This window comes from Xenorhabdus santafensis, from assembly GCF_033949405.1.
Taxonomy (GTDB): domain Bacteria; phylum Pseudomonadota; class Gammaproteobacteria; order Enterobacterales; family Enterobacteriaceae; genus Xenorhabdus; species Xenorhabdus santafensis.
On record NZ_VCDN01000103.1, the window covers coordinates 1 to 12797 of the forward strand.

The window sequence follows — 12797 nt, forward strand, 5'->3', positions numbered from 1 at the left end:
GTTGGGTACTAATTGTCAACTGTGAGCGCTTTTCATTTGCCACCCAAACAGTCTCAAATCGACCCGCATTGCTCGCGGTGTAGCGAACAGTATGACGAATATTTCGATGGCCCAAATAGTCTTGAATCCGGCGGGTATCGACACCATTGTCTGCCAGCGCATAACCACAAGCATGCCTCAACATGTGCGGATTCGCGCATATCGATAATTTTGCTTTCAAACTGGTCTGCCTAATGATTTTATAGACTTGTTGACGGGATATCCGCTGCCCGTTTCGGGAGAGAAACAGCCACTCGGTATTATCATCAGACCACCTATGCGGCGGCGCTTTGGATAAATAACGCTGCCGTTCCACCAGCCAGTGGCGAAGCAACTGGATTTCGCGCTGCACCAAAGGGTGAATGGTGGAAACCCCGTTTTTCAGGCGCTGGACACGCAGGCTGCGGTTATGCAAATCCACATCAGACAGTTTCAGGTTCAACAGTTCAGAGACACGAAATCCGTGAATAAACCCCATAAATATCATGCAGATATTCCTCTCCGCATGTGCTTGTTTGCCCAACTCCCGCAGCAGGACTTCAATTTCCGGTTGGGTCAGGTAGGTGCGTTTTAGCATGGTTTTCTCTCCAAAAAATAATGGATGCCTGTTTTATCAGGCTGTTGCGATATGCCCGGCATCTTTCAAATGGCCTCTTTGTAGGCTGCATTTATTCCCTTGCCGCCGCAACGCCTCTTGAAATCCATCGGGTATCAAATACTGTAGTAAATCATTCATTAGTGTTGTTGATTATTTGCAGAGTGCAAGGCGAGTGGATGGATCTTTTACCTTAACAGCGTTTACTGGGATACCAGATAAGCACGCCAATGACATCATATTAATCAATATGACTGACTCAAATGCTTGACGGTAAGTTCCGGTGTATAGACAAAATCTGGATAATAAAAAAGTGTCGGACAGGCGACCGACACTTTATCAATAATCTGCTGTTTTTATAGCAAGGCAACAACTGCCCAAAGCATCAGCTTTTGGCGACTGAATCTACCAACGCCATTTCTTCACTGCTGAGGAGTTTTTCGATATCAACCAGAATCAGCATGCGTTCATCAATGGAACCCAACCCTGTCAAATATTCTGTTGATAAAGTGACGGCGAATTCGGGCGCAGGACAAATTTGATTTTCTTTCAGTGACAGCACATCAGATACGCCATCAACCACAATTCCGACGATTCGATTGAGCAAGTTCAAGACAATAACAACCGTGTTGTCATTGTATGTGACGTCTTCCTGTGAAAATTTAATTCTCAAATCAATGATAGGTACAATCACCCCACGCAGGTTGGTGATCCCTTTGATAAAACTAGGTGTGTTTGCAATCCGGGTCACTTGGTCATAGCCACGGATCTCCTGCACTTTCAGTATTTCAATTCCATATTCTTCGTCACCCAAGGTGAAAACCAGATATTCCTTTCCGGTCGTTTCCCCCGATAATTTATTGAATTCTTCTACGGCTGACATGGTGTTACCTTTTTAATTTAAGATGACTATCCCCTTCATCTTTCAAGCTACTGTCCGACAAAAGTACTGCCAGAGCAACAACTTGAAATCGATGGGTCTCTTTTATTTGTTATTCACAGTTTCCGTTTTGTGCATAGCCAACTGTTCATGATTGAGCTTTTGCAAAGCAGGTATGTCTATGATGAGCGCAACACTTCCATCCCCCATAATGGTGGCCGCCGAAATACCCGGTACTTTGCGGTAATTGCTCTCAATATTTTTAACAACAACTTGATGCTGCCCGACCAATTTATCCACCAGCAATGCATAACGGCGCCCTGCACTTTGCACGATGACCGCAATACCTTTTGTCGGATCGGTTTCCCCATTCGGGATATCGAATATGCGATACAATTCAAGCAACGGTAAATATTCGCCACGAACCTGCAACAATTTTTCATCACCGGCCAACGGATAAATATCTTCTTCCTGTGGTTGCAGTGAACTGACGACTGCTCCCAATGGCAGAATGAAAACTTCGTTATTAACCCTGACAGACATCCCATCCAAAATCGCCAATGTCAGTGGAAGCAGAATGCGGATAACGGTTCCCTTTCCTTCCTGAAAGTTGATCTGAATCTGCCCGCCCATATCCTGAATATTGCGTTTGACCACATCCATGCCAACACCACGGCCAGATACATCCGTTACGACTTCGGCAGTTGAAAAACCAGGGGCAAAGATCAACATGGCAACTTCTTCATTGCTCATGTTTTCACTGACGTTCAAGCCTTGAGATTGTGCTTTCGCCAGAATCTTTTCGCGATTTAGACCAGCACCATCATCAATCGCCTCTATGCAAATATTCCCACCCTGATGTTCAGCCGCCAGAGTCAAATTGCCGGTTTCCGATTTTCCAGCTGCAAGGCGTTTTTCCGGGCTTTCAATACCGTGGTCGAGGCTGTTTCGCACCAAGTGGGTCAGAGGATCAATAATCCGCTCAATCAAACTCTTATCCAGTTCTGTTGAGCTGCCTATCAATGTCAGTTCTACCTTTTTATTCAGCTTTCCGGCTAAGTCTCGAACCAAACGTGGATAACGGCTAAAAACATATTCCATTGGCATCATACGAATGGACATGACAGATTCTTGCAAATCCCGTGAATTTCGCTGCAATTGCGCCATACAACTCAGCAATTCACTGTGTTTTGTAGGTTCCAGTCCATTGCAGTGCTGCGCTAACATAGATTGGGTAATAACCAATTCACCGACTAAGTTGATAAGTTGGTCAACTTTTTCAACCGCAACACGGATGCTGGATGATTCCACACGTTGGCGCGGTGATCCTGCGGCTGGGCGAGGTGCTGGACGCCCCATTTCACGTACTTCATTTTTTTTCGAAGTATCTGTTGCTTGTCGTGTATTTGCAGTTTCTGTGCTTTTTGTTGCAGAAATCTCGTTTACGCTGTCTTTTATAGCTTTTTCTATTTCTGCATTATTTTCGGCAACGGCATGTTCCGATACCGTGTTTTTTTCTGTTTTGGTATCCTTGCTGCCTGCCTGAGATTCATTTGTCGGCAAAAATGTTATCTGTTCAGGTTCGACCACAAAACACAAGACTGCTGTAATATCATCTTCTGTCGCTGACGTGATTAATGAGGCTTCAATACTGTCTGAAGTTTGCTCTACATCATAGATATCCCCCAGATGCGCCAACTCATCTTTCATCAAAGCAACTTCGCGCTCTTTCAATCCAGATAAATGAACACGGATACTTCCATTCGAGGAATTTTCTGCGGCAGCCGATGAAGGTATTGCTGCGGCCTGTTCTTCCGTGGCATGATTTTCAGCGTTACTTTCAATATTATTTACGACATCATTATTTACAGCATCACTTCCACCATTATTTGCAACACCACTTGCCACTTCATCCATCACGGATCCGGTTGGTGCTACAGATGTTGCAGTGAAATTTCCTGCCTGCTTTTCTCCCTGTCCCTCCTCCTGTAGTTCTAGTGCAAGCTGACGCAGTGTCTCGCAGATATAATTGAATGTATCTTCATCCGGCTCCTGAGAACTTTTATAGGCATCCAATTGTTGCTGCATAATGTCTTTCGCTTCTAAAAACAGGTTGATAATGTCAATGGTCAGGCGTATTTCGTCACGTCTGGCACTGTCGAGTAGATTCTCCAAAACATGCGTTGTTTGTTGCAGCTTAGTGAAACCAAAAGTTGCAGCGCCCCCCTTAATGGAGTGGGCGCTGCGAAATATTGCGTTTAACTGTTCATGCTCAGGTTCATCAGCGTTGAGCAGCAATAAATGCTGCTCCATATCTGCCAACAGTTCATCTGCTTCATCAAAGAAAGTCTGATAAAACGCGGTCATATCCATCGTTACTTACTCTGTCATCTTAGTATCACTCTGCGGTTCAACCGTCGGCTGTTCCGGTGTTGTGATTTCATGTTTTATAATCACATGGGATTGTTCGGCGGGTGGATGAGCAGGCATTCCCTCATTCGAATCCATTCTGATGACTTCTTTCATATCCATACTGTCGTTAGCTGTCATGGCGTTGCCGCCACTGTTTTCCTGCTCAATTCTTTTTTCTGCATCTTTATTCAGTACAATGATACTGATACGGCGGTTGACCGGTGCGTTAGGATCAATTCCTTTCTGCATGCTGACCGTGGCAGCCATTCCCACGACTCGCAAAATTTTGACTTCATCCAGACCACCAAGCAGTAGTTCACGCCTTGATGCATTAGCCCTGTCAGAAGAAAGTTCCCAGTTACTGTAACCCCGTTGACCACTGGCATACTGTAAATTATCAGTATGTCCTGACAGACTGATTTTATTAGGTATATCGTTCAAGATCGGCGCAATTGCCCGCAAAATATCGCTCATATAACTTTCAACTTTTGCGCTGCCAATCATGAACATCGGGCGGTTTTCCCGATCGATAATCTGAATGCGTAACCCTTCATCCATCATGTCAATCAACAAGTGGGGACGTAATTCTTTAAGGCGAGGATCTGTAATGATCAATTGATCAAGTTGCTGGCGCAATCGATTTAGCCGACGAGTTTCTTCACTAGTTTCAATCACTTTAGATTGGCGGAAAACTTCCCCGTCCTGCTGGAAAACATCATCCCCTCCCCCAGGGATTGGATTAGTGTTATCACTGCTTTGTTTTCCTTTATTAATTGCTACCTGCAAAGGAGTGCGAAAATATTCCGCAATGCTGGTCAATTCTTGTGGGCTGGCGATCGAGATCAACCACATCACCAGAAAGAACGCCATCATTGCAGTCATAAAATCAGCGTATGCAATTTTCCATGATCCACCACAGTGGCCCGGATCATGTTTTTTACGCTTTTTTACCCTGATGACAGTAACATTATTCGCTCTCATAATTATTCTTCAACTTCTTGTTGTACAGGAGATTTAACCCGACGAACATGCTCTTCAAGTTCAGTAAATGAAGGACGATCGGTGAGGAATAGTGTTTTGCGACCGAATTCAACGGCTATTTGTGGTGCATAACCATGCAAGCTGGAAAGCAGTGTTACTTTGATGCATTGCATCATTTTCACTTGTTCACCGCTGCGCTGACGAAGAAGTGTCGCCAGAGGGGAAACAAAGCCGTAAGCCAATAAGATCCCTAAAAATGTTCCCACCATGGCATGAGCGATCAGCGCACCCAGTTCTCCGGCCGGACGATCCGCAGATCCCAAGGCATGGACAACTCCCATAACCGCCGCAACAATCCCGAATGCCGGTAATGAATCTCCCACCATCGCCAAGCTAGTGGCAGGTATCTCACTTTCCTGTTCGTAAGTCTCAATTTCTTCATCCATCAAGGCTTCGATTTCATGAGGATTCATATTGCCGCTGATGATCAGACGCATATAATCCGTGATGAAATCCATCAGATTCTGATCTTTCAACAAACGGGGATATTGTGTGAAGATATCGCTTTGATGTGGATTTTCGATATCCCTTTCCAAAGATAACAGCCCGTGCTGGCGAGATTTGGACAGCAAGCGAAACTGAAGCGCCATAAGATCCATATACATCGCTTTGTTATATTTCGATCTGCGCAATATTTTTGGTAAAACACGCAGTGTTGCTTTGATCGCTTTGCCATTGTTGCCCACGATAAAAGCACCAATTCCCGCACCTGCAATAATCAAAAATTCTGCTGGTTGATAAAGTGCGCCCATGTGGCCACCGACAAGCAGATAGCCACCAATTACCGCACCAAAAACCACGATATATCCTAAAAGTACTAACACGCGATATCCTTTAGCTAAGTTGGTAAGCAGATGGGATTTGAACAGAGCGAATTGAGAATTGAGAAATGAAGAAGGGTGTGGTGACAAGTTACAGGTTTATCCCCGTCGCCTTTCAAGTTGCAACTTTGTTGGCCGGGCTCACTTACCCCAGTCACATAGTTAGCTATGTTTCTGGGGATCCGTTCCCTTGCCGCCTCGACGCAACTCGAAATCCATAGGGTTTATGCCCAAACCTGTAACTTGAATTTTACTTTCCCATTTAAATTCACATAGCTTGCTGAGCAAATCCATCCAGCATTTGTGAATTAGTATCGGCAAGTTGCGAGGAAAGTTTACGTTTTTTTACCGCTCGTGAAGGTGGTTGGCAAAGACTGCAAACAAAGCTATTTACCGGTTGGTGGGCATGAGTGATAAAAGTTCCGCCACAGCAACGGCATCCCGTTGGTTGCAACATGCCACTATCAACAAAACGAACCAGTGTCCAAGCCCTGGTCAATGCCAAAACTGGCCCTTCTCCATTTTCCTCTGGGGGACATTGTTCAAGGTACAGACGATAGGCTCTGACAACAGCCTCTACACCTTCACAATGTCCGCTTTTCAACAAAAAACGGTAAGCATTGTAGAACATTGACGAATGAATATTCTGTTCCCAAGTCATAAACCAGTCTGTTGAAAAAGGGAGCATTCCTTTAGGCGGAGGACTTCCCCGCAATTCCTTATACAGTCTGATCAATCGACCTCTGCTTAACTGCGTTTCACTTTCAAGCATCTGTAAACGCGCGCCTAAGCTGATGAGTTCCATTGCCAAATGAATATCTTTCGCTTCCTGAACAATACTTTTTTCAGCCATCTTTACGCTCTTTTCTTGATTGAAGTGTCATCTTGCGCGGATAACTGCTGAAAAAGATGAGTAGACAACAAAATACCGGTGTGAATTTGTTGTAGATCGTCCACCCGCGATTCCTTTGTTAACTGCTGTACTGTTTCGTGGTCTTCAAAACGAAAATGGCAAATCAGTTGGTTCGTTTCAGCTAATTTTACTAACTGAGGCAATGTCAGCTCGGCCAACGTATCAGCCATCGATTCACTAATACCTAAACGGAACATCGCAGATGCTTTCTCATGGTTAATTAGCCGCTGTGCTAAAAGCAAATACGATAAATTTATGTCATAAATATGTTTGAGCAATTCAAGCGTACTCATTTTTATATATCCCGTCCGATTACATGAAAAAATTAAATTAAGTGATCAAAGAATCACTCACGACAAAATTACCAGTAGCATGAGATTCAATAATCTCCGACATAACTGAAATATACATCTTTAGCCAGAGCAGTAACTGTCCTTTGTATTACTCTTGGGATCGCCCAATTTCTAAAATATTTCGGTAATGGGTTGTGAAAGTATTATTGCGTCATCTGGGTAATGCACTTGCCACAATTGATTAAGAATATTCTTAATGCTAATTAACTTTACTCCTGAATCATCGACTTATACAACGGAGAATATATGTCATTTTAAATACTATGTGATCTAGATCACAAAACTGACACTTTTTATTATGATTCTAGCTCATTAACTATTCAAGCAATAGGAAATGGAAAATAGTCCACAATTAATAAGTTAAATTATCTAAATAAAAATATTAGAGATTGTTTTTTGTTTTATGCGATCTATTAAACTTATAAATCCAAAATAACGATAAAAAATCCTTCCCTTAGTGAAATTAAGAAGATCTAAGCGTAATTTGCATCTTGATAATGTAGGTAGGTACTCATCTTCCACTATAACTTGATTTAGATCATAGTTATGCCAAATTTATTAATTATATGTAAATACTAGTTATTAAAAAGATACCAGTCTGATCATTTTTAGTTTATGATCGTGTTTTTTTCAAACAGAAGAAAGTTAAGTGGTTCAACCACTTGATAGACAAATCTTATACAGAATTCAAAAATAAGATAAAATACAGTATGATATTGAAATAAAAAAACATCTACTCCAAAAACCCCATCAAACACAAGCGCCAAGGCTTTGCTAATTCAATAAAATACACTCCAACCCCAAGCTGACAGAGCCATTATCCACCATCAATATTGATAAGTTTATCTAAACAAAAATCAAATAAATATAGACCAATAGTGGTATAATTTTAACTAAATGCCTGCAACTGATTATTTCCCCTCACAGACCAGCTCGCACCCAAAATTAATAAGATAAACTAATGTGTGTATTTTATGCCCATCTCAGAAATGATAAGAATAATAAATGTTTTTTAAGGTGTATCAGAGCCAACAAACTGATGGATTGATGCAGAAAAAAAACACCTATTGACTAAAAATCAATTTACTTAGATAACGTAAAATATAGATATAAAATCATTCCCAAATGCAAATTTGGCAATAATTTGTTATTGTACAAAATACAATTGAAAGAAGAATAGATATTTAAAATAAAATAAAATACTTAATATGGATAAAATAAATATAAAAAAGGATTTTATCCTACTTAATTTTAAATGAAATCAGAAATAGATGATTTAAACTTCCGTTTCAAATAAGAAAAATGGCAGCTAAATATAACGCTATTATTTCCTTAAATTCATTTTCATTGTGATAGACAGTTCATATTCAAAGAATAACATCAATTCCTATTCTAAATATTCGTAAAATTTTTTTTCTAATGCAGGTTTCAATGACAGACATTCTGTTTAGGCTACTCTCTTCACCTAAACAGAATAAGATGTTAAATAATGAGAATTATTTACGACCATTCACCACAACAGTGAACGCAAAGCGCTTCATCATTTGATGATCTTGCAATAGCTAATTAGTGTCTTAATTAACCGTAGGACACTGCCTTACTATAGAGCTATAACCCAGTTAGGTTACTAAAGGAATAAATAGAATGTAAGTAGTCAGTACTAATATTATTAGTGCTATTAATAAAATGAGTAATGCACTACCGTGGCAACAAAAGAAATTTCTTGTGTGCATAATATACACAAAATTCTTACTGGCTCCCACTCACTTTCTGCAACCCATCTTGATAGAGATAAAGGAGGACTTTCTGCGTGGTGCACGGCAACTACATGCTGTATCACAGCCTATGCCTTGATGCGAGCAGCATGAGCAAAATCGTTTCAGAGCAGAAAATACTCAATCTTTTTTGCATTTCACTGGCTGGCAATTTTAAGCAACAATTGCTCAATTCTGCCTTATGCAAAAACAGCAGTGAAATATCGTACATTAGGTTTTGTACGAGCAAATGAATGGACAACATCAATAAAAATGGAATAAATGCGCTGGTGAGCAAGCAATAAATAAGTTTATTGAATTTTAGATCAATATAATATTTAAATATTCTATAATTATACCAAACGTTTTCCTTGCCTTAATTACCCCCCTTCTAATACCGACAGGTTTCTTCAGGCAAAATGATCCATCTGATCTTTTGTAACATCAGTGCTTGTATCAAGAAAAATTTTGGCAGCCTCATCCACTAATGCCAGAACAGAATTTATTCCATAATCATAAAGATCGGCGACATGCGCTTTATTATGTAATGATTTTAAAATATGTGATTTTTTTGAGTGGGATTAACTTACAAAAACTGACCTTAATCCACTTTTTTTGAAAGGTCTTCATCTCTCATTAGCTCAATACAAAGGTAAATGAGAATATTTCCAGAATCTAAATCCACTTTGTGACAAACTTGAGCGGCAATTACAGGATTATCTCCGGTAATTAACTTAACCGAAACCTCATTTCATTTAATGCCGAAATGTCATTGTTACACTCTCTTTTAACAACTATAAAAATGTTAATAAGGTAGACCGAACTCGCCATTTTTCGGCTACCACAAAAAAGCGAGATTACACTTCATCACGACTTAACACCTGTGTCGCTCAGATTAACACCTTGAAACCTTGTTCGTTATTGCTGCTAACCAGTTCCATTGCATTGTTGTAGCTTTCTTCAGTAAGAGGAATTATTTTCTCTTTTATCCTTATATGGGAGCAAACTGATAACACTTTCTCAGTCACATATTTAAAAACAATTTATTGTTTTTTAAACAAAATACGCTCAAAAATTGACAGGCAGTATCGGAGGGGAGTAAAAGGTAACTCATCAATTTTTCTGTAGCCATAGTTGAAATTAGTACGCTGATTTCAACTGTTACACCAGATAATCGTTTGTTTCATTATGCTTCTGCTGAGCTTTTATAGAAGTATCTAGCCAAGTTCAATGCCGTACAGGAGCCTCTTTTCCTTTCCTCTGTATATAAATAGTACCGGAGAATAATTTTGCCCAGCACCTTACCCTTATGATCGTTCCATAACAATTTCTAACATAATAATTAGAAGCAATACAATTAACATCATAATTATTATCATGCACTGTAAAAAACATACAGACATTATTTTTTGCCCGATTTGCTTTCAATTGTTATAAGAGCACGCCTTCACACCAGATGCCATGAAAACAACCAGCTTTTGGTTGGGCAGGATTCTTTTCATATGAACATTATTTGGCTGATCACTTGATGGACAAATTCTATTCGAGATATGTGATGTGTGAGCAAGATATATGATGAGAGAAAGAGGTGAGCTAAATATTGAGAGCATCGTATTTATTGCTTTCTATATATACCTTTTGAGAATAACTAATAACAATTTGTTTTGAATGCACACTCCAATTAGAACCATCCCAAATACAGCATACGATAAGAAATGAGGAACAATACGGAACGAAAAGTGATCGGTGTTAACTGCATAACTCTTTCCATGAGGTTAAATTAGATGGTTAATGTTAAACAAAATGGTGTCAAATGGGTAATTAACCGATTAATTATTCAGTTTATTGGCCGATTGAATATGCGTTATTGAACAAATTTTAAGAGCTACCATACAAAAATTGCGGGCATGGCTGTCTCCCGGCTAACTTTATTTACTGAGATTCTATCTTGTAACATTTATTCTTCGGTTCTCATATAGAGCACATCGGTCTCCCTGCTTCTTCCTTTTCCTTACCTCCTTGCTATAACGCAGATTGCGATTTATCAGGTACTAAGGTTATTGGCTATATGGCAACAACAAAAAATTCTCTCATTTGTTATATATAATAAGTTTCCTATGAAAACTATTTATCTGTAAATTACAGGCAATAGGCAACTTAAAGAGATATCTCTTTTGTGTACGAAATATATTGATGGCGAATATTTAATTCAGGTTGATTATTTTTCTGTGACCGGAAGGAATAAAAAATGAATATTCTACATTTAATTAGTGCGTTGCTGATAGCGTTGCTTTTGGGTTTATAGTCACAAAGAATTTTTCGTCGAGTGGGTAGAAATTATGCTATTTAAGCAGTTCCCACCATTTTAGGTAGCAGTGAACCAAGTGGAAATGGGCTGCGATGCACCACTTATCTTATTCTTCTCTTTGCCCTATCTTTATCTTGCCTGGCGATTTGGTGATTTTCTGGCGAGACAATATCTCTCAACTTCTTGAGATCAAATAATTTCAGGCTGGGAATGGTGAAATGCAAGTACAAAGATGATAAAGGGAATTTCGTAGTTCAGAAAAGCAAAAAGCCCGCCAGGGCATTTTTAAACCGGCGAGCTCAGTAAGGCTTAAAGGCAATTAGATAGCATTTACATTCGCTGCTGCTGGGCCTTTGGCACCATTTTCAATGGTGAATTCTACGTTCTGGCCTTCAGCCAGAGTTTTGAAACCGTTACCTTGAATGGCAGAGAAGTGTACGAATACGTCTTTGCTACCATCAGCTGGAGTGATGAAACCAAAGCCTTTAGATTCGTTGAACCACTTCACTTGACCTTTCATTTTGTCAGACATTTGACTTTCCTATATATCAAAAAAAACTCGCCACCTCGGGCATGTGTTGGCCAGTATCAGCTATTACTTATGGAGGCACTAAGAAGGAAACGGTCAACAAAGGCTACCAAAGATAGCACTTACACATAACTCATTAACTCAAGATGTCGTACATAAAGTAGGTCTGTTAATCAGGCCAGACGCATTAACGCATTAACGCACACGAATAGCAACCTTTTTATGTATTATCGTTTTAAAAAAACTGAATACGCTCAATATTAGAACAAAATAATATAATAAAAGGGGGTGTTTATAATTTTATTTGATTTATTCAACTTTTGTCTTAGTAAAAATACTGATATTACTCACTGACAATAACAATTTTCCAAATAATTTAAAGTAATTGCTATACGGATACATGTACCAGACATGTTAACCTTTGATAATAGTACTACTTTCAATTCGGTTACGTTTTGACAAAACTTTTCTACAAAAATAAGTGGGATAGTATTATGAACATCATCAAACAGATATTGATTCAGGATCTTGAGCGGATCAATCTTAAAGAGCATCGTGATGGTAAAGTGCATTTTAACAGCATTTTCATTCGCCACCATCCATACCTATGTCTGGCGATGGTTGTTGCTTATGCCCTTTTTGCCGCACTCATGTTATATGCACCCTATTTTGGCCCATGGTCCCTTTTTGCATTTACTGTAGCTTTTATCATTATGGCTGCTGTTTTGCTCTTTGATATCAAACCAATCTATCATTTTGAGGATATTGACGTACTTGATCTACGTGTATGTTATAACGGTGAGTGGTTCGTTAACGAACGTGTATCCCAAAATGCGGTCAATAAGATACTCGCCCACCCCCGAGTACCTGACGAAATGAAACATGACATCAAACGCATTATGAAAAGAAAGCACGGTATTTGTTTTTATGATGTGTTTATGCTCAGTTGCTCAGAACAATCACCTTATGCGCAATCTATGAGTATGGTGAATAAAAGTGCATAAATTCAACACATTAGTACAACAATAACGCAATGTGAACATATAGCAGGCAAGCAATGAGAAAAGCGAATTTTTACGTTGACACTATGAAAGTACATCGTTAATATTCGCCCCGTTCTCAGGAACAACTCAATTCCTCCATAGTTCAGTC

At 39.7% G+C, this 12797-nt stretch carries 9 protein-coding genes and 1 pseudogene; 1 reads left to right on the forward strand and 9 read right to left on the reverse strand.

Annotation, left to right across the window (positions count from 1 at the left end):
- The 9 genes and pseudogenes from FE392_RS18155 to cspE all read right to left on the reverse strand — a co-directional run.
- A partial coding sequence (locus tag FE392_RS18155; protein ID WP_319931572.1) for a tyrosine-type DNA invertase occupies positions 1 to 616 on the reverse strand: 616 nt, incomplete at its 3' end.
- A gap of 403 nt (positions 617 to 1019) precedes the next feature.
- Entirely contained in the window at positions 1020 to 1517 is a 498-nt protein-coding gene (gene cheW / locus FE392_RS18160) for a chemotaxis protein CheW (protein ID WP_319931573.1), read from the reverse strand.
- Positions 1518 to 1619: 102 nt separating this feature from the next.
- Positions 1620 to 3887: a chemotaxis protein CheA gene (gene cheA / locus FE392_RS18165; RefSeq protein ID WP_319931574.1), complete on the reverse strand. Its 2268-nt coding sequence runs from the start codon at positions 3885 to 3887 to the stop codon at positions 1620 to 1622.
- Positions 3888 to 3893: 6 nt separating this feature from the next.
- On the reverse strand, positions 3894 to 4907 hold the full coding sequence (gene motB / locus FE392_RS18170; protein WP_319931575.1) for a flagellar motor protein MotB: 1014 nt from the start codon (positions 4905 to 4907) through the stop codon (positions 3894 to 3896).
- A gap of 2 nt (positions 4908 to 4909) precedes the next feature.
- Positions 4910 to 5791 carry a flagellar motor stator protein MotA gene (motA, locus tag FE392_RS18175; protein WP_319931576.1) on the reverse strand — a complete coding sequence of 294 codons (882 nt, stop codon included), beginning with the start codon at positions 5789 to 5791 and terminating at the stop codon, positions 4910 to 4912.
- A gap of 265 nt (positions 5792 to 6056) precedes the next feature.
- The gene (flhC, locus tag FE392_RS18180; RefSeq protein WP_319931577.1) at positions 6057 to 6641 is read right to left on the reverse strand and encodes a flagellar transcriptional regulator FlhC; all 585 of its coding nucleotides are present in this window, start codon (positions 6639 to 6641) and stop codon (positions 6057 to 6059) included.
- 2 nt (positions 6642 to 6643) lie between these two features.
- On the reverse strand, positions 6644 to 6994 hold the full coding sequence (flhD, locus tag FE392_RS18185; RefSeq protein ID WP_319931578.1) for a flagellar transcriptional regulator FlhD: 351 nt from the start codon (positions 6992 to 6994) through the stop codon (positions 6644 to 6646).
- Between the two features lie 2018 nt (positions 6995 to 9012).
- Positions 9013 to 9106: pseudogene (locus FE392_RS22175) on the reverse strand (hypothetical protein); the annotation flags it as partial.
- Positions 9107 to 11435: 2329 nt separating this feature from the next.
- Complete coding sequence (cspE, locus tag FE392_RS18190; protein WP_092507051.1) at positions 11436 to 11648, reverse strand: transcription antiterminator/RNA stability regulator CspE; 213 nt, start codon at positions 11646 to 11648, stop codon at positions 11436 to 11438.
- Positions 11649 to 12139: 491 nt separating this feature from the next.
- Between cspE and FE392_RS18195 the strand changes: the two genes are divergently transcribed.
- A complete protein-coding gene (locus FE392_RS18195) occupies positions 12140 to 12649 on the forward strand; it encodes a YlaC family protein (RefSeq protein ID WP_319931579.1) in 510 nt (169 codons plus the stop codon).
- Positions 12650 to 12797: the final 148 nt, after the last annotated feature.